Source organism: Kallipyga gabonensis, from assembly GCF_001286805.1.
Lineage (GTDB): Bacteria > Bacillota > Clostridia > Tissierellales > Peptoniphilaceae > Kallipyga > Kallipyga gabonensis.
In genome coordinates, this window is the sequence record NZ_CXYV01000002.1 from 997203 (window position 1) to 1020824 (window position 23622).

The 23622-nt window shown below is 50.3% G+C and carries 24 protein-coding genes; 20 read left to right on the forward strand and 4 right to left on the reverse strand.

The window, feature by feature from the left end; genetic code table 11:
• Nucleotides 1–30 precede the first annotated feature (30 nt).
• From BN2373_RS06025 to BN2373_RS06040, 4 genes are read left to right on the forward strand one after another with little or no spacing between them, the layout of a single operon-like run.
• Nucleotides 31–1305 (forward strand): shikimate kinase, encoded by a 1275-nt coding sequence (locus BN2373_RS06025; protein ID WP_053943196.1) that lies wholly within the window; start codon nucleotides 31–33, stop codon nucleotides 1303–1305.
• Complete coding sequence (locus tag BN2373_RS06030) at nucleotides 1295–2530, forward strand: 3-phosphoshikimate 1-carboxyvinyltransferase (protein WP_053943197.1); 1236 nt, start codon at nucleotides 1295–1297, stop codon at nucleotides 2528–2530. Before BN2373_RS06025 ends, BN2373_RS06030 begins: the two co-directional genes overlap by 11 nt.
• Nucleotides 2531–2551: 21 nt before the next feature.
• On the forward strand, nucleotides 2552–3580 hold the full coding sequence (locus BN2373_RS06035; RefSeq protein ID WP_053943198.1) for a 3-deoxy-7-phosphoheptulonate synthase: 1029 nt from the start codon (nucleotides 2552–2554) through the stop codon (nucleotides 3578–3580).
• Nucleotides 3577–4302 (forward strand): type I 3-dehydroquinate dehydratase, encoded by a 726-nt coding sequence (locus tag BN2373_RS06040; RefSeq protein WP_053943199.1) that lies wholly within the window; start codon nucleotides 3577–3579, stop codon nucleotides 4300–4302. Before BN2373_RS06035 ends, BN2373_RS06040 begins: the two co-directional genes overlap by 4 nt.
• On the opposite strand, the gene ppk1 is transcribed toward BN2373_RS06040, so the two are convergent.
• From ppk1 to BN2373_RS06055, 3 genes are all read right to left on the reverse strand, one after another.
• On the reverse strand, nucleotides 4299–6476 hold the full coding sequence (gene ppk1 / locus BN2373_RS06045; protein ID WP_053943200.1) for a polyphosphate kinase 1: 2178 nt from the start codon (nucleotides 6474–6476) through the stop codon (nucleotides 4299–4301). The genes BN2373_RS06040 and ppk1 overlap by 4 nt on opposite strands.
• A gap of 2 nt (nucleotides 6477–6478) precedes the next feature.
• Nucleotides 6479–7393 carry a Ppx/GppA phosphatase family protein gene (locus tag BN2373_RS06050; RefSeq protein WP_053943201.1) on the reverse strand — a complete coding sequence of 305 codons (915 nt, stop codon included), beginning with the start codon at nucleotides 7391–7393 and terminating at the stop codon, nucleotides 6479–6481.
• 415 nt (nucleotides 7394–7808) lie between these two features.
• Entirely contained in the window at nucleotides 7809–9167 is a 1359-nt protein-coding gene (locus tag BN2373_RS06055) for an NCS2 family permease (RefSeq protein WP_053943202.1), read from the reverse strand.
• A 182-nt stretch (nucleotides 9168–9349) separates the two neighbouring features.
• Here BN2373_RS06055 and BN2373_RS06060 point away from each other — a divergent pair, with 182 nt between their 5' ends.
• The 7 genes from BN2373_RS06060 (at nucleotide 9350) to BN2373_RS06090 (ending at nucleotide 13857) form a co-directional block, all read left to right on the forward strand.
• Complete coding sequence (locus BN2373_RS06060; RefSeq protein ID WP_053943203.1) at nucleotides 9350–9973, forward strand: chromate transporter; 624 nt, start codon at nucleotides 9350–9352, stop codon at nucleotides 9971–9973.
• Entirely contained in the window at nucleotides 9970–10599 is a 630-nt protein-coding gene (locus BN2373_RS06065) for a chromate transporter (RefSeq protein WP_053943204.1), read from the forward strand. Before BN2373_RS06060 ends, BN2373_RS06065 begins: the two co-directional genes overlap by 4 nt.
• Nucleotides 10600–10667: 68 nt before the next feature.
• Nucleotides 10668–10916 carry a lipoyl domain-containing protein gene (locus BN2373_RS06070; protein ID WP_053943205.1) on the forward strand — a complete coding sequence of 83 codons (249 nt, stop codon included), beginning with the start codon at nucleotides 10668–10670 and terminating at the stop codon, nucleotides 10914–10916.
• Nucleotides 10913–11791 (forward strand): DNA-3-methyladenine glycosylase family protein, encoded by an 879-nt coding sequence (locus BN2373_RS06075; protein ID WP_053943206.1) that lies wholly within the window; start codon nucleotides 10913–10915, stop codon nucleotides 11789–11791. The genes BN2373_RS06070 and BN2373_RS06075 overlap by 4 nt, the downstream gene beginning before the upstream one ends.
• Nucleotides 11792–11828: 37 nt before the next feature.
• On the forward strand, nucleotides 11829–12491 hold the full coding sequence (locus tag BN2373_RS06080) for a cytochrome c biogenesis CcdA family protein (protein ID WP_053943207.1): 663 nt from the start codon (nucleotides 11829–11831) through the stop codon (nucleotides 12489–12491).
• A gap of 20 nt (nucleotides 12492–12511) precedes the next feature.
• Nucleotides 12512–13099 carry a TlpA family protein disulfide reductase gene (locus BN2373_RS06085; RefSeq protein ID WP_053943208.1) on the forward strand — a complete coding sequence of 196 codons (588 nt, stop codon included), beginning with the start codon at nucleotides 12512–12514 and terminating at the stop codon, nucleotides 13097–13099.
• The gene (locus BN2373_RS06090) at nucleotides 13096–13857 is read left to right on the forward strand and encodes an SDR family NAD(P)-dependent oxidoreductase (RefSeq protein WP_053943209.1); all 762 of its coding nucleotides are present in this window, start codon (nucleotides 13096–13098) and stop codon (nucleotides 13855–13857) included. The genes BN2373_RS06085 and BN2373_RS06090 overlap by 4 nt, the downstream gene beginning before the upstream one ends.
• A gap of 129 nt (nucleotides 13858–13986) precedes the next feature.
• On the opposite strand, the gene ypfJ is transcribed toward BN2373_RS06090, so the two are convergent.
• The gene (ypfJ, locus tag BN2373_RS06095) at nucleotides 13987–14859 is read right to left on the reverse strand and encodes a KPN_02809 family neutral zinc metallopeptidase (RefSeq protein ID WP_053943210.1); all 873 of its coding nucleotides are present in this window, start codon (nucleotides 14857–14859) and stop codon (nucleotides 13987–13989) included.
• 143 nt (nucleotides 14860–15002) lie between these two features.
• Between ypfJ and BN2373_RS06100 the strand changes: the two genes are divergently transcribed.
• From BN2373_RS06100 to BN2373_RS06140, 9 genes are all read left to right on the forward strand, one after another.
• Nucleotides 15003–15854, forward strand: a complete 852-nt coding sequence (locus BN2373_RS06100; RefSeq protein ID WP_053943211.1) for a Cof-type HAD-IIB family hydrolase — start codon at nucleotides 15003–15005, stop codon at nucleotides 15852–15854.
• 92 nt (nucleotides 15855–15946) lie between these two features.
• Nucleotides 15947–16366, forward strand: a complete 420-nt coding sequence (gene dut / locus BN2373_RS06105) for a dUTP diphosphatase (protein ID WP_074018033.1) — start codon at nucleotides 15947–15949, stop codon at nucleotides 16364–16366.
• Nucleotides 16367–16441: 75 nt separating this feature from the next.
• Nucleotides 16442–16699, forward strand: a complete 258-nt coding sequence (locus tag BN2373_RS06110) for an RNA-binding S4 domain-containing protein (RefSeq protein WP_053943213.1) — start codon at nucleotides 16442–16444, stop codon at nucleotides 16697–16699.
• Nucleotides 16692–17375, forward strand: coding sequence for an FtsB family cell division protein (locus BN2373_RS06115; RefSeq protein WP_053943214.1), 684 nt, complete (start codon nucleotides 16692–16694; stop codon nucleotides 17373–17375). The genes BN2373_RS06110 and BN2373_RS06115 overlap by 8 nt, the downstream gene beginning before the upstream one ends.
• Nucleotides 17376–17387: 12 nt before the next feature.
• Entirely contained in the window at nucleotides 17388–18965 is a 1578-nt protein-coding gene (gene tilS / locus BN2373_RS06120) for a tRNA lysidine(34) synthetase TilS (RefSeq protein ID WP_053943215.1), read from the forward strand.
• Complete coding sequence (gene hpt, locus BN2373_RS06125; RefSeq protein ID WP_053943216.1) at nucleotides 18950–19504, forward strand: hypoxanthine phosphoribosyltransferase; 555 nt, start codon at nucleotides 18950–18952, stop codon at nucleotides 19502–19504. Before tilS ends, hpt begins: the two co-directional genes overlap by 16 nt.
• 56 nt (nucleotides 19505–19560) lie before the next feature.
• Nucleotides 19561–21423, forward strand: coding sequence for an ATP-dependent zinc metalloprotease FtsH (gene ftsH, locus BN2373_RS06130; protein WP_053943217.1), 1863 nt, complete (start codon nucleotides 19561–19563; stop codon nucleotides 21421–21423).
• Nucleotides 21420–21968 (forward strand): DUF5673 domain-containing protein, encoded by a 549-nt coding sequence (locus BN2373_RS06135; protein ID WP_053943218.1) that lies wholly within the window; start codon nucleotides 21420–21422, stop codon nucleotides 21966–21968. Before ftsH ends, BN2373_RS06135 begins: the two co-directional genes overlap by 4 nt.
• A 17-nt stretch (nucleotides 21969–21985) precedes the next feature.
• A complete protein-coding gene (locus tag BN2373_RS06140; protein ID WP_053943219.1) occupies nucleotides 21986–23614 on the forward strand; it encodes a CTP synthase in 1629 nt (542 codons plus the stop codon).
• Nucleotides 23615–23622: the final 8 nt, after the last annotated feature.

Consider the following 23622-nt stretch of genomic DNA (forward strand, 5'->3'; position numbering starts at 1 on the left):
AATCTCTGAAGAGGAAAGAAAGGAGGGACTATGCATTCCTACGGACTCTTAGGCTGGCCCTTGACTCACAGCTATTCTCAGGAAATCCACCGCCGTTTGGCGGACTATTCCTATACCTATTTTGAAGTCCCGCCTGATGCTTTTCAGGAATTTATGAGCCAAAGACCCTTCCGGGCCATCAATGTCACCCGGCCCTACAAAGAGAAGGTGGTTCCCTTTTTGGATGGGATGGATGAGGGGGCTAGGGCCTGTGGCTCAGTAAATGTGATCATCAATCGGGGGGACAAGCTCTATGGATACAATACGGATGTATTGGGCTTGGAGGAAGGAATTCGCCAGGCCGGTTTCTCTCTTGCCGGGAAATCCGCTCTGATCCTGGGAACGGGGGGGAGTTCAAAAACGTCAGATTTTGTTTTGGATAAGCTGGGTGCCGGTCGGGTCCGCAAGGTTTCCCGGACAGGCCGCCAAGGAGCCTTGACTTACCAAGAGGCAATAGAAAAGGGAAAAAATGTCGATTTTCTGATCAACACCACCCCGGTTGGCACGGCCCCGGACCCCATGGACCGCCTACCCATCTCTCCGGCCGCCTTTCCCAAGCTCCAAGGCATTTACGATTTGGTCTATAACCCTCTCCGCACTCCTTTGGTAATTGAAGGAGAAAAGCGGGGGGTTCCATCAGCTGGTGGTTTCTATATGTTAGTCCTTCAGGCCTTTTATTCCGCCCAGTTATTTCTGGGCCAGAAGCTTGATCGCGACCGGGCCGACCAGATTTTCCGGGACTTGCTTGCGGAAAAGAGGAATATCGTTCTGACCGGTATGCCGGCTTCCGGCAAGTCCACAGTCGGTCGATTTCTGGCCTGGAAGATGGGGAGAAAACTGGTTGACACTGACCGGCTGATCGAAGAAGGTACCGGACGCCACGTTTCGGAACTCTTTCTCAAAGAAGGGGAGGAGGCCCTTCGTGACTGGGAGAGCCGGGTGATTGCCGGTCTCCGGTTGGAAACAGGTCTGGTCATTTCCACCGGAGGAGGGTCCATCCTCCGTGAGGAAAACCGGGATACTCTTCGGGCAAATGGCCTGGTCTATTTTCTTGACCGTCCTGTGGAGGAACTCTTCTCCACCTATCGCCGTCCCCTCACCCCCAACCGGCGGGCCATGGAGGACCGCTATCAGGAGCGGGTGGACCTCTACCGACTGGCTGACGTCCGACTGGATATTCGTTCTCTGGAATCCGACCAGGTGGCAGAACTGATTGTAGAGGATTGGTCAAAAAGAACACAGAGGGGAGGATGCCTTGACTCTTGAGATTTTTCCCTGCCGGCTGAAAGGACAGGTCAGTCTTCCCCCGTCCAAAAGCCAGGCTCACCGAGCCCTATTTTTAGCCTGTCTTAGCGGAGAGGAGAGTTTTCTTTCCCCCTGGGAGGAGAGCAAGGACCTGTTGGCCACAAGGACCGGATTGGAGGCCCTGGGTGGCTTTATTCGGGTAGAGGACGGGGGAGTGAGGGTTCGAGGCCCTCTGGCAGCAAAGGGGGAAAATCTTCCGGATCCTTCTTCTCCACTCGTCATCCCTCTTGGAGAGTCGGGAACGAGTCTTCGCTTCCTCATCCCCCAGGCCATGGTCATGGACCGGCCGGTCCTCTTTCAGGGAGAAGGAAGGCTCATGGACCGCCCTTTAGAGCCCTATAAAACGCTTTTTTCTGCTAAGGGCCTGCTCTTTGAAAGAAAAAGAGAAGGCCTTTTGGTTAGAGGCCCCCTGGAAGCCGGAGATTTTAGCCTTTCCGGGGATATTTCCTCTCAATTTTTGTCCGGACTCCTTCTCACCCTTCCCCGCTTGAAGGGAAGATCTTCTTTAACGGTGATCAAACCTTTGGTTTCGGCCCCCTATCTCAGGATGACCCTGACCATGATGGAAGATTTTGGCATAACCTTTGACCTTCAGGACAGGGAGGACCGGGTGATCTTTTATGTGGATGGTCCTCAGGAAGCACGGTCGCACAGTTTGGCCCTGGAAGGCGATTGGTCCAACGGGGCCGGTTTGGCAATTTTTAACGATATTGGAGGACGGGTGGACCTTCCTCAACCGGATCCTTCCAGCCTCCAGGGAGACCGGGATTATCCGGACTTCTTTCGAGTCCTGGTCCATGGCCCCGGTCGAGTGGATTTGGAAGACCACCCGGACTTGGGTCCTCTCCTCTTCAGCTTGGCTGCTTTGAAAGGGGGAGGTTACTTCACCGGGACCGGGAGATTAAAGGATAAGGAATCCTCTCGAGCTCTAGGGATGAAGGAAGAGTTGTCTAAGTTCGGCATCGCTGTCCACCTGGGGGAGGATTGGGTCCGGGTGGAGGCCGGCTCTCTCCATGCCCCTAAGGAGCCTATTTCCAGCCATGGCGACCACCGGCTTGTCATGGCCCTGGTTCCTCTGTTGACCCTAACCGGAGGAGTGTTGGAAGGAGAAGAGGCAGTGGACAAGTCCTTTCCCTCCTATTTTGAAAAATTGGAGACCCTATCCCTGGACTATCGTCGGCTGTAAATGAGGAGAAAGGAGGCTGAGATGAAAGAAATACGAAAGTTACCCCAACCCGGAGATTTGAAGAAGGATCTTCCCCTTTCCGATACGGATATCCATCTCCGCCGGTCCCTTGTCCGTCAGATGAAGGAGATCCTTGCCGGCAGGGATGACCGCCTTCTTCTTATCCTCGGGCCCTGTTCTGCTGACCGGAGGGGTCCGGTTATGGACTACATCAAAAGGCTTGGTCGTCTGCAAGAGGAGGTGGGTGACCGAGCCCTTCTGATTCCCAGAGTTTATGTTGAAAAGCCCAGAACTCGAGGGACCGGTTATAAAGGGATGGTGGAATTCCCGGATCCTCTGGGAGATCCGGATATTTCTCTTGGCCTCTCCGTCAGCAGGGCCCTCTTACGGGAGGTCCTGGAAGAAGGGGCTTTTGCTCCGGCTATGGAGCTGGTCTATCCCGACCACTATGCATATTTTGATGATCTCATGGGCTATTTGACCATTGGGGCCCGGTCGGTAGAAAGCCCCGCCATCCGGATGCTGGCTTCCGGCATGGACCTTCCGGTAGGGGTAAAAAACCCCACATCGGGGGATCTTTCAGTGGCTATGGCCTCCCTCTTATCCATACAAATGGCCCAGCGATTTCCCTATCGGGGCAAGGAGTGGGAGAGCTCGGGTAACCCCTATGCCCACCTGATCCTGAGAGGTTATAGCGACCGGATGGGAAATCCACAACCCAACTGGGGCCTGGACTTTTTGAAGGAGGTTAGGGATCTCTTCCGCAAAAGTCGGGCCATGAACCCGGCTGTCCTGGTGGATGCCAACCATTCCAATTCCGGAAAGAATCCGGATAAGCAGGGAGACATTGTTCGTGGTCTTATGGATCTCCGGTCTCAAGAGCCTTGGGTCAAAGATCTGGTCAAGGGCTTTATGATGGAATCTTACCTCCTTGACGGGTCCCAGGCGGAGGATGGAAGGGTGGAGGGAAGGTCCATCACCGACCCCTGCCTGGGATGGGACAAGACCCGGAAACTCATTTTGGATATCATCAAGAGGGGGAAGGAATGAAGTTGGTGGCTTGCCTGTCGGCCCAAGATCAGGTGGAGGTCAGGGGTCAGCTGGATCTCCTGACGGACCTATCCTATGATTATCTGGAATTTCGGGCGGACATGTTCACCCAAGCTTGGACAGGGAGGAGCCTTTTGTCTGCCGTCAGGTCCATCAAAAGAAGAATCACTCCCCACCCCCTTATCCTGACCCTCCGGACTTACCGGGAGGGGGGAGGGGATCCTCTGGTGGATGAAAAGAAAAAGACGGAAATCATCAGGGATCTCCTGGCCATCTCTCCCGGAGATGACTGGGGGCCTGATCTTTTGGATTTGGAATGGTCCTTAGGTCGAGACAGGCTTCAGGACCTGGGTGAAGCAGCCCGGGGGGGAAAAATGGCTGTTATTTCCTCCTGTCACCGATTTTGTGGTTCCTTTTCTTCCCGGGAAGCAGAGGCTCTTTATTTGGCTATGGTGGAGGCCGGATCCGACTACCAAAAGCTGGCTTTTCAGGTCTCCCGGCCGGAGGACCTGGAAGGCCCGGCTCAGGGACTGGATCGGGCCAGGAACCTTCGACCGGATATTCGCCCCATCCTCATTGGTATGGGGGAGGCCGGGTTAACCAGCCGCCTGCCCGGACCCCAGAATCCCTCCCTTTGGACCTATGCCTATATCCAAAAGAAAAGCGCCCCCGGCCAGTTGGATGCGAGGACGCTCAGTCATTTGCTTTATGGGAGGAATTAGGAGAAGAAAGCTTTAATTTTTTCCCAAAGAGAAGTGACTTCCTTCTTTGGCGATAGCGAATCAAGCGAATCTTTTGACGATTCCTCCATGAAATAGCGTTGGGCGAAGAAAGCTTCTTTCCCGTCATTAATAGGATGTAAGTCTCCGTCAGGGCCGAATATTCGGCCCTTTTTATTATCCCGGAATTGCTGGTTCATAAAGTTCAGGATTTCTTTCTTGACCCGGGGATCATAGACCGGACAGAGGATTTCCACCCGGTGTTCGGTATTCCGGGTCATGAGATCCGCTGAACCGATGTAAATCTTGGGATTTTCCCTGCCAAAGATGTAGATTCGGGCATGCTCCAGGAAGCGACCGACAATGGAATGACATTCCACATTATCCGTCTTTCCCGGGATGCCGGGCAGGAGGCAGTTTATTCCTCGGATGATCATTTGGACCCGGCCACCGGCCTGGGAAACTTCAGCGACCTTGTCGATAAAGTCCCGGTCAGTAAAGGAATTCATCTTGAAGAAGCAGAATCCTTCCGTGCCCTTGTTCTTTTCCTTTTCCATCAGGTCAAGGAGGGTGGGTTTAACGGTTGAGGGAGATTGGAGGAGGTGGTTATAGGATCCGAAGAGGTTACCCAGTTGGAGGTTGCGGAAAAAATCATTGGCATCATTTCCGATTTCAGGGTCAGCGGTCATCAAAGAAAGGTCAGAGTAGCCCTGGGCGGTCGATTCATTGTAGTTACCGGTTCCGATCTGGGTAATATAGGACCAGGAATTTTCATTTTTCAGGGTAAGAAGGGTTACCTTGGAGTGGACCTTGTACCCCCCCATTCCATATATGATGTCGCAACCGGCGTCATAGAGTTGCCGGGAGTAATCCAGGTTGGACTGTTCGTCGAATCGGGCTCGAAGCTCCATGAGAACCAGAACCTCCTTGCCGGCCTCAGCAGCCCGGCAGAGGGTTTCGACTAAACGGGAATTGTTGGCCAGACGGTAGATGGTAATTTTGATGGATACGACCCGGTCATCATGAGAAGCCTGGTCCATGAGCCGAAGATAGGAATCCATGGAATCATAGGGGTAGGAAAAGAGCCAGTCCCTTTCCCGAACTCTCTCGATCAAGTCTCCGGAAAAGCCCAATCGTCCGCCCAGGCGGGGAAGGTAGCGGTTATAAGTATGGGTAACCATAAAATCCCGGTCGAGATATTCCCTGAGCTCGGAAACATAGTCCATAGCTAATGGAGCATCGGACTGGATGATCCGGTTAGGCTCCAGACTGAGTTCGCTACATAGAAAATCAACAAAGGCTTCCTTATCCTTTTCATTCACTTCCACCCGAACCGCCTGGAGGCGGTTCCGCTTTTTTAGGATTTTTTTCATGAGAGACCGGTAGTCCACATCTTCGTAGGAAACCTCATCATCGGCAGAAAGGTCGGCATTTCGAGTGACTCGGATAATCGTCTTCTGGAGAATCTTGAACTTGGGATAACAGAGATCAACATTCTCATAGAGAACTTTGGAAGTCCGGATGAAGGGGTAGCCCCGGTCCGTAGGCAATTTTATGATTTTGGGGAGGAAGTTGGGGATGGGCACAATTCCATAGGAGATTTTCCCCTTTTTTTCCAGCTTTAAGATGACATATTCCGACTTGTTTTCCAAAAAAGGAAGGGGACGATGGAGAGAGATAGTCTGGGGAGAAAGGATGGGGAAAATATAGTCTTGAAAATATTTTTTTACAGCCCGGAGTTGGGCATTACTAAGGGCATCAATCGTGAGATTATAGACCCCATGCTTTTCAAATTCTCCATCGATTTCTTCAAAGATGCGGTCCTTGAGGAGGTAGAGCTCCTGCATCTTTTCAAAAATAGCTTGAAGTTCTCCATTGGGGGTGAGACCGCTCTTATTGTCGATGTTATCTTCGTTAAAAAGGGAAAGGTCAGTTAGCCGGCCCACCCGGACCATGCAAAACTCATCCAGGTTGGTACAGAAGATTTTGATAAAGTTGAGCTTTTCAAAAAGAGGAACATCATCATCGAGTGCTTCTTCCATCACCCGTCGATTGAAGTTCAGCCAGGATAGTTCACGATTTTGAGTAAAGGATGTATCCCAATCCTTGACTTTCCCGACAGGAGCGGTTTCCGTCGTTTGGTCTTCCTCATGCAAGTGGTTGTCATCTTGGTCCATGATTAATCCTCCTTTTGCTTGTTGAATAAGTAGCCCTCACGAACGCCGTTGCTGGAAATGGTCATGGTTGAGCAGGCCAGGGTTTTCATGACTTCCTGGAGGATAATCATACCGGGAAGCTGGGTATGGACCCGCTCGGGGGTGACTTTCAGGATGGTTTTCAAAGAAGCACTGTCATGGGTTAAAAAACGGAGGGAGAGGTCTTCAACTTCAGCCAGGGTGGTTTCGCTGTTACTCTCCTTATTGTTGATTTCCTGGGCAAGGTTTCCCACAGCACGTATGGTTCCACCGACACCAAAAGCTTTGTTGGAGGCGGCCAGGGGGAGGGGGTAGCGCTCTAAAAGCTCCACCACATAGGATTTGATCAGGCGAAATTCCTCGATCGTAGGAATCAAATCCTTGACGAAGGCCCGGTGGAGAGAAAGGGAACCCTCAGGGATGGAGGAGGTGGAGATGTACTCTCCCTTCCTCACCAGGGTGACCTCTGTGGATCCGCCGCCGATATCGATGACATAGCCTTCATCGAAAGGGCCTAAGTCTAAACAAAGCCCCAAATAAGAGAAATACCCTTCTTCTTCACCGGAAACCAGCTCTACCCGGATTCCGGATTCGTTTTCAATTTTTTCAAGAATTTCCCGGACATTGGAGGCATTTCGGATGGCTGCAGTAGCAAAGGCATAGTATTCATCGATTTCAAGGTCATCCAGGATCCGCTTAAACTTCTTCAGGGTCTTGGACGCCTTTTGGATCCCGGCTTGGGTCATCTTTCCATCTATTAGGTAAGAAGCAAGACCGGCAAAAGTTTTTTTGGACACGACGGTTTTTACCCCATCCGCATTCTTTGTCGGTCGGTATAAATTAAGGCGTATGGTATTAGAGCCAATATCGATGACACCGCTTAAATAGTCTTTTGACATAAGGTCCCCTTTATTTCTGTGCGTCCTGTGAAAAGGCAAATGAGATTCTCTTTTCATGAGCCCGGAGCCCGGGCCCACCAACTTTATTATATCCCAAGTGGGTCAGCTATGGCGGAATATAAGCCCCCAAGGGTGGGTAATCCTCGCCGGGAGCAGGGAAAGTTGTATCCAACCTCCCCGCGAACCTCATGATATTGTCTTCTCCTGAGGAACTTTCAGAGGTAAAAAACCTGACAATCTAATCGAATCGCGGATTTGTCAGGGTGACGAACCCTGCTTTTTTGGAAAAAATAGAGAATAACAGGGTTGGAAGGCGTTGAATGGTAATAGCTTAGCTCTTAAAAACAAAAAGCTGTGTCAGAACGGATATTTCCGTTCCAACACAGCTTTAAGAGTAAGCCTAGTCTTTCTCAGCCTACATGAAGATGTAGCGGAGAATGAAGATGAAGGCGAGAACCGCCATGAGGGGGGAGATGTCCTTTTTCTTCCCATTCAAAAGCTTGAGGATAACAAAGGAGACCACGCCCATGGAGATGCCCTCAGCGATGGAGTAGAAGAGGGGCATGGAGAGGATGGCCAGGTAGGCGGGGAAGGCTTCAGTCAGGTCAGACAGGTCGATCTTGACGACGGCCGTGAACATAGAGAAGCCGACATAGATCAAGGCGGCAGCGGTGGCAAAGCCCGGGATAGCGATGAAAATCGGGGAGAGGATCATGGCCAGGGCAAAGAGGATGCCGGTCGTCACTGCGGTGAGCCCGGTCCGTCCGCCGGCCTCAACGCCGGCCGAAGATTCAACAAAAGTGGTGACTGTGGAAGTGCCCAGGACAGCTCCGGTGGAGGTGGCAACGGCATCCGCTAAAAGAGCACCGCGAGCCTGGGGAAGGCGACCTTGACTATCCAGCATATCCGCCTTAGCAGCTACGCCGGCCAGGGTGCCTACAGTGTCAAAAATATCGACGAAAAGGAAGGCAAAGGTAATGGAAAAGAGTTCCAAGGGAGAGATGGAAGAGAAGTCGATCTTGAAAGCCTGACCGACAAGGCCGGAAAATTCTTCAAAATGAGGAGCCGACCAAGAGGGATAGAGGGAGAAGAAGCCTTCTTCAATATTCGGAATATAGAGACCGGCAGCCTGGGCGATCATGCCCAAAACCCAGGAGGACAGGATACCGATCAAGATTGCTCCTTTGACCTTCTTATGGGTCAGGACGACAATAATGAGGATACCGATCAGGCAGAGAAGGGCACAGATTCCGGTAGTATTGAAGTTTTTATTTAAGCCGGAAAAAGAGACCAGGGTCTCGGGATTGCCAACGACCAAATTGGAAGATTGGAGGCCGATGAAGGCGATGAAAAGACCAATTCCACAGGAAATGGCATTTTTAAGCGAAAGAGGGATCGCATTAAAAATCGCTTCGCGAACATTTGTCAACGAGAGAACGATGAAGATCAACCCTTCCAGGAAAACGGCAAAGAGGGCCATTTGGTAAGAGTAGCCCATTTTTAAGACTACCGTGTAGGCAAAGAAGGCATTGAGTCCCATGCCCGGGGCCAGGGCAAAGGGCAGGTTGGCGAAGATGGCCATGCAGAAGCAGCCGATGGCGGATGCAATGGCGGTGGCAATCAATACGCCGCCGGCCGGCAAGCCCGCATCGCCCAGAATCTGGGGATTGACCGCCAGGATGTAGGCCATGGTTACAAAGGTCGTTAGACCGGCCATGATTTCGCTCCGGACCGTTACCTTATGGTCGGAGAGCTTGAAGTATTTCTCGAACATAGATTCCTCCTTAATTAAAGAATAAAAAGGGTGTAATGAAATAAAAGCATACCCAGTTTACTACATATTGTCCTCAGCTGAAACTTTTCGGAAGAATTTGATATAATGTGTGTCGTATTCTTCAAAAAAAATGTCATTTCTGACCCGGAAGATGCGGGTCACCGGCGAGAAAGGATAGAGTATTGGATCAGATAATAAACAACCAGGACGGACCGGTCAAAAAAAAGCCGATTTCCGGCTGGAATATTTTTTCCACCCTCTTCCGCATTAACGCGGTTACCTTTGGCGGAGGCTACACCATCATTCCCATTATTCGTCAGGAATTTGTGGAGAAGCGAGGCCTCCTGTCTGATGATGATATGTTGGATATTATTGCTGTTGCCGAATCCGGTCCCGGAGCCATGGCTGTATCCACTTCATATTTATTAGGGATGAAGCTGGACGGTTACTTTGGGGGCTTGATGGGGATCCTGGGTTCCACCCTTCCGCCTTTAATCATTATCACCATCGTATTCTTTATCTATTCAGCTCTGGCGGATAATCCCTTCGTTCGTGCCGCCCTTCGGGCCATGTCGGGCGTCATTGTGGCCATGCTGATTTTTTCCGTAAAAGGGCTCTTTGTCCCTGCAGTGAAAAAACACAAAGCGATTTCCCTGGCTCTCATGGCCTTTGCTTTTATTGCCTCCTATTTCCAACTCCTGGATGTTGCCTACATTATTCTTATTATGATCCTTATCGGCATTGTCCTCTTCGGATTCATTCTTAAAGAGGATGGGGAGAAAGACGTTGAGGAGGTGGACCAATGATTTTATTAGCCAAACTTTACCTGGTTCTATTGGAAGTCGGTGCCTTAGCTTTCGGTGGGGGATTGGCCACCCTTCCCCTTCTTCAGGAGGCACTGGTTAATGACCAGGCCTGGTTATCCGCCACCGAGTGGACAGATGTCTTTACCATTTCCAATATGACCCCCGGCCCTATTGCTATCAATGCCGCGACCTTTGTAGGCACCAAAATGGGGGAAACCTTGGGTTTGGGTATATTTGGGCAGGTTTTGGGTTCAATCGTTGCTTCTCTGGGCGTGATCACCCCCCAAATTATTCTGATGACCATCCTTGCACATATGATGTTTAAGGGGAAGACATTCAAGCCTCTGAACTGGGCAATTCAGGCCCTCAGGTCCGCTACAGTTGGCCTTATTGCAGCTATTACGGTCAATTTATTTTTCACCAACCTTTTTCCTCAATCCATGGAGGAAGGGGCAAGTGCCTACCTTTCTATAGGCGGGGTGGGATTGGATCTTCTGGCTTTTATCCCTTTTCTGGCTGCCCTTTACTTTTTGTCCAAGAAGACGGATATGACGAAACTTCTTTTGGGTGGTGCAGTCTTTGGGGCCCTGGCCCAGGTTATTCTCCAGGCTTTCCCTGTGCTATAATCAGTTTTACGTTACTGTTTTTTATCAGGGATAGATTCTTTTTTCAGATGAAGATGAGGAGGCGGAAAATGAAGTCATTCAATGTGATTGTTCCCTTGGTGGGTTCCGTACCGGAATCCTACCGGATCAAGACTTGGGAAGTGGAAAAGGGAGACAGGATTACCAGGGGCCAAGTCATCTGTGAACTTGAGAGCGAAAATACCGTAGTTGAATTGGAATCCAAATATACGGGAAACGTCAAAGCCCTTCTTTCCGGTGAGGGTGACAGGGTTTTTCCGGGTAACCAGTTGGCCATCATCAAAGAGGAAGAGGCTTGATCAGGCTTCCCTCCCGGCCGGATTTTCATGTGAAGAAGATTGCGGAAAGCGGACAATGCTTCCGCCTTATCCCGGCTCAGCCTCCTCGTGAGACTGAGCTTTTCTCGCTTCTTCATGAAGAAGGAATCGCCATGGATTCCTACCGCCTGCCTGTTCAGGACCGGGTTCTTTTCCTGGGCCAGGATAGGGAGGGCCGGGTCTACATGGATTGCTCCTTTGAAGATTTCGACCGGATTTGGTCGCCCTATTTTGACCTGGATAGAGATTACCGGACTATCCGGGAGGGATTGAACCCTAAGACAGATCCGTTTTTAGCTCAAGCTCTGGAATCAGGGAAAGGGATACGGATCCTCCGTCAGAACCCCTGGGAATGCTTGGTTAGCTTTATTCTCTCTCAACGAAAGAATATACCCGCTATTCAAAAGGCCGTTGAAGGATTGGCCCAAGAGGGAGGAGATCTTCTGACCCATGATGGAGAGGGAAGACCGATCTACCGCTTTCCGGGTCCTCAAGAGATCCATACTTTTTCGGAGGAGTCCTTTCACCGAATCCGCCTGGGTTACCGGGAGAAATATATTCGCAAGCTGGCCGGTGACTTAGCTCCTGATCCGCAATTGCTGGAGAGCTTCCACCGCCTTACTGATCAGGAACTCATGGACCGCCTCCTTTTGTTTTATGGTGTAGGCATTAAAATCGCCTCCTGCGTAGGTCTTTTCGCCTATGGGCGGTTGGACCTGGCTCCTATTGATGTCTGGATGGAGAGGGTCAGCCGGGACTATTACGGAGGGAATATGGATCTTTCAACCTACTCCCCTTATGCCGGGCTCATCCAACAATATCTTTTTTACCATGTCCGACAAATCCGGGGAGTTTAGCTCTAGCCGAAAAATGACGACAGGAGTAACACCAATTATGCCCTACCTATTATCCTTTCTTGAAGGTCTGATTACCTTTATATCCCCCTGTTTATTGCCCATGCTCCCCATCTACCTGGCCTACTTTGGAGGGGGAGGGGGTAATAGCCGGTCCGGGATGGTGAAAAACATTCTGACCTTTATCCTGGGCTTCAGCCTGGTCTTTATGGCCATGGGGGCTTTGGCCGGAAGCCTGGGTTTTCTATTGCGAAAGCACCGTGTCCTGATCAACCTCCTGACGGGGGCGGTGGTGGTCTTTTTCGGCCTCCAGTATCTGGGAATTTTCCGGCTTTCCATTTTCCGAGGAATGGGGACAGGGAAGGGGAGGGAAGGGCTTACGCCTTGGAAGTCTTTTGTTTTTGGTTTGACCTTCTCCCTGGCCTGGACACCGTGTTTGGGATCCTTCCTCGGAGCTGCCTTGATGTTGGCCGGACAGCAGGCCCATATGGTGGAGGGCTTAGTTATGCTTTTGGCCTACTCCATGGGTCTGGCCATCCCCTTTTTTCTCTCCGCCTTACTGATTGACCACCTGGAATCGACCTTTGATGGGATCAAGGCCCATTATGGGACCATCCAAAAGATTTCCGGGATAGCTCTTGTGGTCATGGGCTTTCTCATGGCTACGGGCCTCCTCCAAGCTTTCTTTACCGTCCTCTCTTAATTACCGAAGGGAAGTAAATCATGAAAAGTAGAAATTCAAAGAAAAACCGGGGATTCATTTATCTTCTGGCCATCATCCTTATCCTTGTCCTGGCGGGTCTGGCCTATTCTTTCCTTAAAGATAAGGGAGCCCGGTCTCTCCCGCCAAGCCCAAGCATCGGGAAAAAAGAAGACCTTGGAGTGGAAGCTCCGGACTTTGTCATGGAAGGGGCTTTGGGGAATGAGGTTTCCTTGAAAGATTTTAAGGACAAACCGATCGTCCTCAATTTTTGGGCTTCCTGGTGTCCACCTTGTCGAGAGGAAATGCCTCTCTTTGATGCGACATACCGGAAGTATAAGGACCGGATTAACTTCATCTTCTTAAATGTGACGGATGGTCTCCAGGAGACGAAAGAAAGTGCCCAGGACTTTCTGGAGAAAAAGGACTTTTCTTTTCCGGTCTATTACGATACCGGGTTAGAAGGAGTTTCAGCCTTTCAAGTGGCAGCCTATCCGACTACGGTTTTTATTAAAGACGGCAAGCTTGTACAAACGATTCGTGGCATGGTGATGGAGGATGATCTGGCAGAGGGATTGGCGAAGCTGGTTGAAGAAGGAGAGTCTAAATGAGAGTAGCACTGATCACAGGAGCTTCTTCAGGCTTGGGGTGGAAATTGGCTGAGCTGGTTGACCGTCAGGAAAAAATGGATGAGATTTGGCTCCTTGCCCGCCGGGAAGGCCGTCTACGGGATTTGGAGGGAGGCTTAACGACGCCCTGCCGTCTCCTTCCCTGGGACATGAGCGGAGAGGAGTGGGCAGGAAAGTTAAAAGACCTCTTGGATAAGGAAAGGCCGGACATGGCCCTGGTCATCAATAATGCCGGTATCGGGAAGGCAGGAGCCTTCGAGGACTTGGATGGCGGCCATATTCAAACTCTTTTGGACCTCAATATTCGCGGGCTGACCCTGTCTACCCATATCTGCCTACCCTTCATGGGGCAGGGGGGAAGGATCGTGAACATCGCATCTGTCGCCGCCTTCCTCCCCCAACCGGGCTTAGGTATTTATTCGGCCTCCAAGTCCTATGTTCTTTCCTTCTCCCGGGCTCTCCACCGTGAAGTAAGGAAGAGGGGAATTTCAGTGACAGCGGTGTGTCCCAATCCCATGATGACCGAGTTTTTTGACTTATCCGGGGGGATAGGGCCGACCGGGTTAAAAAGGCTGGGGCTGGATTCTGTCGACCGTGTTGCACAGAAAGCCCTGGACCGGTCACGGCGGGGAAAGGACCTATCCATAACCCATCCTACAGCTTATGTCATCCGTTTTTTTTCAAAAATTCTTCCCCACTCCTTTGTCCTTTGGCTGGAAGGTCTGATGGGGTTTTATTAGATCTCAACTGTTTAGCCCCCGAACTTATGGAGAAAACCGGGTTTGAAGTGGGTTGAGCAGAAAAAAAAAGAGGCTGTGCCGGAAAGAGAAAATCCTTCCGGCACAGCCTCTTATCCGATAAAGGAGAATTTAGAGGTCGGATACATCGGGGTATTTATCGGTATCGAAGGTATTGAATTGGGAGAGGTCTCCGGTATCATAGCCTTTCTTATACCAACGCATTCTTTGGTCGGCAGTCCCATGGGTGAAGGATTCAGGGGTAGCATGGCCTTGCATTCGTTTTTGAATGGTGTCGTCGCCGATGGCCCAGGCTGTTTTGATGGCATCTTCAATATCGCCCTTTTCCAGATAGCCCTTGTCCGCCTGGTAGCGGGCAACCACCCCGGCCAGATAGTCCGCCTGGAGTTCCAGTCGGAGGGTGAGCCTGTTGAACTCGGCTTGGCTAGCCTTGGACCGTAAGCGGTTGACTTGATCCATTACACCCAGGACATTTTGGACGTGGTGGCCGATCTCGTGTGAGATGACGTAGGAGAGGATGAAGTCGCCTTCATCGGCTCCAAATTCTTTTATTAAGGTGTCGTAAAAGGAAAGGTCCATGTAGACCGACCGGTCTTGTCCGCAGTAGAAGGGCCCCATGCCGGACTGGGCGATTCCACACCCGGATTTTACGTTATCTTGAAAAATATACATGGTGGCTTCCTCATATCGGACGCCTTCCCTGGACAGAAGTGTATGCCAGGTATCCTCGGTATCAGCCAGGACGACGCTGGAATAGTCATAGAGGACTTTTTCCTTGTCGGATAACTGAAGATCTTCTTGCTTAATGTTTCGCGTTTGGATTGCACCACCGGATAAACCGGCATTTAGGGCGGCGAAAGGGTTACCGGTTAAAGCGAAGACGACCAGGCCCATGATGATACCACCAATGCCCAGGCCCATACCCGCCCGTCCTCGTCCGCCGGAACGTATATTTGAAGATTGTCTGCGGTTCTGCCATTTCATTTTGTGGTCCTCCTTATTCTCTGAAAAGCGTTTACTTTATATTTACCAGATCCCGGATTTCTTAAACTCATCTCTTCTAGGTTTCCCCTGTCCACTGTGTTAAAATAAGAGGAATTTACTCATTTTATCCTGAAGGAGCCGAAATGAAGCGACTTTTTTGCAGTGATTTTGACAACACGGTTGCACGAAAGGGAAAGATCCTAAAAGAGAATGTAAAAGCTATACATAAGTTGAATGACCATGGTTTTGATTTTGTTCTGGCATCCGGCCGGCCGGCAGCGAATATCCGGTATATTTTCCACAAATATGGGATAAAAGGCCATATCATCGCTAATAACGGAGCCCTTTGCCTACCCGAAGGGGGAGAGTCGGTTCAAGCCTACCCGATTCCTCCGGAAGAGGCCCTGGCCCTGATCGAAAGGGCGGAAGGTGCAGGCCGAAAATACCTCTTTTATAGCCGGGATATTTGCTATATTCCCCGATCCTGGTTATGCCTGATGGGATCCTGCCTGGCTTCCGGGATGGTTCACTTTCGCACAGGTATGAAGATTCGGACCTTTTCTCCCGGCCATCCTTCTTTTTTGGAAGAAGGGGTCTTCAAGATGAACATCTATTTGAAGCAAAATATTCAGGGGTTGATTGATGAAATCAACCAAAGTGGCCATCTTTCTGCCACTCAATCGGGTGATGATAAGGTGGAAGTGATGGCGGGAGGGGTGAATAAGCTCTTGGGCATCCGCTCCCTGGCAACAGCACTGAAGATACCTATGGACCGGGTGGTAGCAATCGGAGATTTTGATAACGATAAGGAGATGCTTGCGGGAGTCGGCTGGTCTTTCGCCATGGGTGATGGGTCGGAAAAAGCCATCCAGGCTGCTCGAATGACTACGGACCCGGTTGACCGGCTGGGCTTTGTCAAGGCGGTTGATTGGATCATTGCCCATCCGGAAGCGGGTCTCCTTTTAGCTGAAGGGACCTCGACTTTCAATCGTTGATCATGTTTTCGGGATTGTGTCCTGGAAGGATAGGAAAAAGAAAAGAGGGCAGAGATTTGCCGGAGAATGAGGGAAAAAAAGAAGTAAAGACAATGAAAATTATGGCGGAGGGAAGACCCCCCATCTATGCTAATGCATTTGCTGCCGGCATGGACCTGTCTCTAGCGGATAAGGGGGGGCTGGTCTTTGAAGTTGGAGATCATAAAACCATCCATACCGGGTTAAAGCTAGCCATTCCGGATGGGTATTTTGGATTAGTTTGTATTCGTTCCAGCCTGGGTCGAAAGGGACTGATTCTCTCTAATGGAGTGGGAATCATCGATCCCGATTATAGGGGGGAAATCATGATCCCCCTCTATCACCACGGAGAAGAGGTCATTCGGTTGGAGGAAGGAGAAAGGGTTGCCCAGATGATCCTCCTGCCCTATATTCAAGTGGAATTTGAAGAGGTGGACGAGCTGGATTCTACAGACCGGGGTCATGAGGGTTTCGGTTCTTCCGGACGTTTTTGATATTTGGTATACTGTTAAAAATGATAAGGCTCGGACGGGGTTTGTCCAGGCTTTGGTGAGGGGAAAGGGTGCAAGATGCGGATTGATAAGTTTTTGAAGAATTCACGAATTATTAAACGGAGGACCGTTGCGAAAGAGGCAGCGGATGGTGGCCGGATTGAAGTTAATGGACGTACTGCCAAGGCCGGGACCGAGGTGGTCGAAGGAGATTTGATGAAGATTTCCTTTGCCAAAGCACCTCTCTATATTCGTGTTTTGAATACGCCGGAAGTTGTCCGCAAGGAAGATGCAGACTCTCTCTATGAAGAGATTGAGGAGGGTGATTATGAGTAAGTTTCGTTCTATTCTTCCCCAGGAGCCGGAATCTTCCTATGGGGAAAGACGACAAGAAGAAGTCTATCGGAAAAGACCTCATTCCTCCAGAGAAGAATCTCATGGACGTTCTTTTGAAGAAAGCGAAGTCCGTCCTTCTTCCCGAAGCGGACGAAGAAATACTCAAGATCGGTCTTCCCGAAAGAGGGAGGAAGGACAGAGAAGTCGTTCACGGCAGGATGGGAGAAAAAAGGGAGGATCGACCCCCTTTCTTTACCTGATCGTTGCCGGTGTCATCCTGCTCCTCCTTCTCGTACCGGCCTGTGTCAAGCTATATACGACAAACCAGCAACTTGCTGAGGCAAAAAAAGTACAAAATCAGTTGGAAGAAGAGAGAAAACAGCTGGCAGCATCCCTCGATGATTTGAACAACCAGCTGAAGATGGTCAAAACTGATGAATATGTAGAAAAGTATGCTCATGAAAAGCTGGGGATGATTCGGCCCAATGAAATCCTGGTTCAGACCCAGGATGGATCCTATGATGTCAACCAGGAAGCGGTCAAGGGTTTATTGGAAGGAAGAGAGTCCAAAGAATCCGAAAATTCTGCTCAAGAGGGTCAGGAAAGCAAGGACTCTTCTGAAGAAGGACCGACGGAAAATAATCCGAATCAAGAATCCTCAACCCCTCAGGAATAGTTAGGATGAACCATGACTTTTACTCAAAAAGTCTACCGGGAGTGGAGTAGGCAGTGGAAGAAGGGACCGGAAGGGGCCCCTTCTTCCCTTTTTATTGGAGTCTCCGGCGGACCGGATTCCATGGCTCTCTTGGAGACGGCACGTCACTTTCATCCTGATTTAACCGTCCTCCACCTCAACCATATGCTTCGGGGTAAGGAGGCTGATGGAGACCGGGATTTTGTTGAAGACTGGTGTCAAAAGCATAATATTTCCTGCTATTCCACGGCTGTCGATGTGAAAAACTTGGCTCAAGAAGAAGGAATTTCTCTGGAACTGGCCGGTCGTCAAGCTCGATACCAATTTTTTGAAGAATACATGGTTAAAGCTGACCATCCTCCACTCCTTCTCACCGCTCATCACCAGGATGACCAGGCGGAAACGGTCCTGCTCCACCTCCTGCGGGGTAGCGGTATTCATGGGGCCGGCGGCATCCGTCCGCTTTCCACGCACAAATTTTCACAAGAAGGAACGTGGAAGACCTATGCTATTTTTCGCCCATTCCTCGGTCTGCCAAAGGAGGCCCTATACGGATTTTTGAAGGAGCAAGGGATTCCTTACCGTGAAGACAATAGTAATGATAACGATGTGTTTTTGCGGAACCGGATCCGTTTACACCTTCTCCCTGACATCCAATCCACCGTCAATCCCCGGGCAGTTGAAGCTCTTTCACGCTTTGCTCGAATCCTTCAGCTCGAGGATGATTTTTTGGACCGGATGAGTGAAGAAGCGTTGGAGGGGATGGTCTATCCTCCTGCCAGGGAGAACCTCAATGACTTGGATCGGCTTTTGATTCATGGACAAAGGGACGAATGGATTTTTCAACGCAATGCCCTCCTCTTGGGTGGGATAAGCCTGAGAAAAAAAGACTTGCTTGCTCTGGAACCGGCCCTGGCTTACCGGGTGATTCGAAAAGCTCTACAAGTTCGACAAAATTCCGGGGATCGATCCTTTGAAATCACCTTCAAGGATGTGGGAGAAATTTATCGCCTTGCCGGCGGGTCTGTTTCAACATGGAGCCGGCTTTGTGGTATGATTATTTTATGTGATTTTCAAGGACTTTCTTTTCTTTCGGAGGCGGATTTTGATGGAAAATCTTCCGGCCGAATAGAAGTCGGGGGCGTCGGAGAAAAGAGGGATACTTGGAAAAATCAAAATCCCATTTTCCTCGAAAAGTCCAAAGAGTTTACCCAGGAATGGACCCGGCCGAGGGGATGCCTCCTGGCTCGGATTTGTCGGGGTCCTGTCGATAAAACCCGCTTACACAATCCCCGTTTTGCCTATTTTCCGGCTCAAGCTCTGACCCGACTTTCTGTTGGTCCCGGACGTCCCGGAGAGATTTTTGAGAAATTCGGCGGTAGAAAAAAGACCCTTCGGAAGGTCTTTAATGAATGGAAGATTCCCTCCTCTTTGCGGGAAAACTATCCCCTGGTTTGGGAGGGGGAGAAGATCATATGGATACCCTGGGCCGGACGGTCAGGGTATGGCCCTTTAAGGGGAGAAGCCCCTGTGGTTGAAATGGAGTGGAGGCCGAAATGGACCAAGATTTGATGAAATATGTTGATCGGATCCTGATCAGCGAAGAAGAGATTCAAGCCAAAGTGAGGGAGATGGGGAAGGTCATCACCCGGGATTACGAAAATGAGGAAGCTGACCTTCTTTTGGTTTGCACCTTGAAGGGCGGGGTCATTTTCATGGCCGACATCATGAAGGAAATTGATTTGGATGTTGAAATTGACTTTATGGCGGTCTCCAGCTACGGGTCTTCCACCGTTTCTTCCGGTGATGTACGGATTATCAAGGATATTCAGGAATCCTTTATGGGGAAGAATATTCTTATTATTGAGGATATTATTGACACGGGTTATACTCTTGAGTATTTGACCAGGAATTTCATGGACCGCGGGGCAAAGTCGGTGAAGGTAGCGGCCCTTCTTAACAAAGAGGAGGGAAGGGCCAATGATTTTCATGCGGATTATGTCGGTTTTGAGATTCCCAATGAGTATGTGATCGGCTACGGAATGGATTTTAACCAGAAGCTCCGAAACCTTCCTTTTGTAGCGGTCCTGAAGGAAAGATATTATAAGTAAATTTTTACCCCCTCACCGGTGAGGGCTTGGATGAAAAAGGAGTTGGGAAAGAAAGCATGGATAATCATCGAAACCGAAATTGGCGACTTCTCTTAGGCTACCTGATTCCCATCGTCATCATCGCTATGTACTTTAGCTTTGGCGGTTGGAATTCAGAAACTAAGGAAGCAATGACTCATGGCCAATTGATTGAACAGTTCAACAAGAATCAGGTGAAGAGCCTGGTTTACCAGGGTGATAAATTAAGGGGTGTTTTGAAGGATGAGAAAGGCTCATCCTTTGAGGTAGTGATTCCCCGGGAATACTTTCCTGAATTTTATGACCAATATATTAAAAGCGGTGTGGAAAAAGGACAGGTCAAGCTGGTTTTTGAAGAGAGTCCCCAGCCCAACTTCCTCCTCGCCCTTCTTCCTGACCTTCTCTTTATGGGTTTTATGGGTTTCATTCTCTATGCCTTCTATCGGAGAACCCAGGCTGCCCAGGGGGGAATGAATACCTTTGGCAAGTCCAAGGCTCAGCTCCACAAGGATACGGGAAAGCGGGTCACTTTTGCCGATGTGGCCGGATTGAAGGAAGAAAAAGAAGAGCTTGAGGAAGTCGTGGACTTCCTCAAGGCTCCCAACAAGTACCGGGACGTTGGAGCAAGAATTCCCAAGGGCATCCTGATGGTGGGGCCCCCGGGTACCGGAAAAACTTACCTGTCCAAGGCCGTTGCCGGCCAGGCGGGCGTTCCTTTCTATTCCATTTCCGGCTCCGACTTTGTGGAAATGTTCGTCGGCGTTGGAGCCTCCCGCGTTCGGGACCTTTTCAAAGAAGCCAAGAAAAATGCGCCTTGCATTGTTTTTATTGATGAGATTGACGCAGTCGGCCGTCGTCGCGGGGCCGGTCTGGGCGGGGGAAACGATGAAAGGGAGCAGACCCTCAACCAGCTTTTGGTTGAGATGGACGGCTTTGATGAAAATGAAGGCATTATCATCATGGCAGCCACCAACCGTCCCGACATCCTGGATCCTGCCCTCCTTCGTCCCGGTCGTTTTGACCGGCGGATTATGGTCGGTATGCCGGATGCCAGGGAAAGAGCCGAAATTCTTAAGGTTCACCTGAGAAATAAGCACATCGCCGATGATATTGACCTGGATGCTCTCTCCCGTCAAACAGCGGGCTTTACCCCGGCTGACCTGGAGAATCTGACCAATGAGGCGGCTCTCCTGATCGCTCGGAAAAATGAGCAAGTCATTGACATGGCCACTTTTGAAGAAGCAGCCATCAAAGTCCAAGCCGGTCCGGAGAAAAAGTCCCGTAAGGTAGTGGAGAAAGAGAGAATTCTTACCGCCTACCACGAAGCAGGTCATGCTGTGGTTACCCGAGCCCTCCCGGATACGGATATGGTCAACTTAATTACCATTGTTCCCCGGGGAATGGCCGGCGGGTTTACCGCCTTCCTTCCTGAGGATGAGCTGATGTTTATGTCCATGAAGTCCATGAAAGCGGAACTGGTTTCCTTCTTAGGCGGAAGAGCAGCGGAAGCTTTATTCCTGGATGATATTTCAACCGGAGCATCCAACGATATTGAACGGGCTACGGAGATGGCTCGGTCCATGGTGGTCCGCTACGGAATGAGCTCCGACTTGGGACCGGTGACCTATGAAATGGATCGGGAGAATGTCTTTTTAGGCAATGAGCTGGGCCAGGTCAAGCACTATTCCGAAGAAACCGCCCGTCAAATCGATAAGGAAGTTCGAGGCTTGATGACATCCGCTTATGATACGGCGAAAAAGATTTTGGAAGCTAACCGACAGATGATGGAGAATTTGGCCAGGCTCCTCCTGGATAAGGAAACTGTCCGAAAGGATGAATTTGAAGTGCTATTCCGGGAGTTTGGTCATACTTTCGAAGAGATGAAAGGAGCAAGTGAATGAGCGGAGAAGGTGCAAGCGGACAGATGGCTGCTTCCGGTCAAGTGGCGAGGAATTCTCTCTTGACCTCTGAGGGCCCTCTCGGAATTACTTTTATCACCTTGATTTATGGGGGACTCTTGGTTTACTTCCTCTTCCAGCTCATCCAGGCAAGTCGGAGAACCCGGAAGTTGGAGGGGAAGGTCTCTCGTTTTGACCGGTCAACGTCCAAGACCAACGTCATCCTCTGCCTTTTGATGGTGGGACTGGGCGTCCTGTCCTGCTTCAATAAGAAATGGATCGACGGGGCTATTATGGTAGCCCTGGGCGTAGTCTTCTTCTACTTCATGAAATCGCCCATCTTCCTGGCGGAGAACGGCATTTTATCCAACAATGTTTTTGTTCCCTGGAATGAGGTAAAAAAATGGGCCTGGGACCCCCAAAAGGGGGACCTGGTCCTCCTGATTAAGGAGCGTGGAAAGGCGGAATCCAATACCACCATCCATGTGGGAACGGATTTAATGGAAGCGGTCAACCTGAAGATACGTGAATTGAAGCTGGGTAAGTAGAGGACGAGGAGGGGATTGTGGCAAAGTTTATTTTTGTAACGGGCGGTGTCATCTCAGGAATCGGCAAGGGAATATCCGCAGCAAGTGTGGGACGTTTGCTCAAGGACCGGGGATATTCGGTCTTTATGCAGAAGTTTGACCCCTATCTCAATGTCGATCCGGGGACCATGTCTCCCTACCAGCACGGAGAGGTTTTTGTGACCAAGGATGGAGGAGAGACGGACCTTGACCTGGGTCATTATGAACGCTTCATTGATGAGGAATTGACCAAGAATTCTTCCATTACCTCAGGCAGGATTTATTCCACTGTAATCCGTAGAGAAAGGGCAGGGGAGTATGGAGGAAAGACGGTACAGGTTATTCCCCATGTCACGGATGTGATCAAAGAGAAGGTCTTTAAAGTGGCTGAAGACACCGGAGCCGATTTCATTATTACGGAGATCGGAGGAACCGTGGGGGATATTGAATCCCAGCCCTTTGTTGAGGCAATTCGTCAGATTCATTCTTCTCAGCCTGATGATGTTATGTTCATCCATACGGTTTTGATTCCAACTATTCCCGCCTCTACTGAGCTAAAAACCAAGCCGGCCCAGCACTCCTTCAAGGAGCTGATGTCCTATGGGATTAAGCCGGATGTCTTCATTCTTCGGGCTCAGGAGCCCATCACCGATGAAGTTTTCCAGAAAATTTCCCTTTTCTGTGACCTTCCCCGGGAGGCCATCATCGAATCCAAGACGGTGGACTTAATTTATGAGGTTCCTCTGGTTTTCCACCAGCAAAACCTGGATACTTATATTCTCAAACACTTCGGACTCAAGCCCAAGGCGAATCGGATTGACCACTGGAAAAAAATGTGCGAGGAGTTCAAGGCCGCGGATAAAGACATCCATATTGCCCTGGTGGGTAAGTACACCAAGCTCAGAGATGCCTACTTATCCGTCTACGAAGCACTAACGGATGCGGGTTATAATCTTGGTGCCCGGGTTTCTGTCGATTATATCGATTCCGAATCTCTGACCCGGGATTCCATGGATGCGGTCTTGAAGGATATGGACGGGATTGTGGTTCCGGGAGGATTCGGTAACCGGGGGATCCAGGGCATGCTCAACGCTATTGAATATGCCCGGGTTCACGATAAACCCTTCCTGGGCATTTGTCTGGGTATGCAACTTTCCGTTGTTGAAGCCTGTCGGAATGAATTGGGGTGGAAGGAAGCGAATTCCACAGAATTCCTTCCCGATGCCGATCTCCCCATTCTCCACCTTCTTCCGGATCAGGAAAATAAAAATGATTTGGGGGGAACCCTCCGCCTGGGCAACCAGGACTGCCACGTGGAAGAAGGCAGCCTGGCCTACCGCCTTTACGGTCGATCGGACATCGTGGAACGCCACCGTCACCGCTATGAAGTGAACAGCAAATATGTGGATGAGATTGAAAAGAAGACAGGCCTTCACTTTTCCGGGGAAAAGCTCTCCATGAACCTGATGGAAATTGTGGAAAGACCCGACCTCAATTACTTCATCGCCTGTCAGTTCCATCCTGAATTCCGGTCACGGCCCAACAGTCCTCATCCCCTCTTTACCGGTCTTATCCGGACGGCCATGGGCCTGGATCCCAACCCCTCTCACAAAAAGAATAAGAAGTAAGGGAGGGG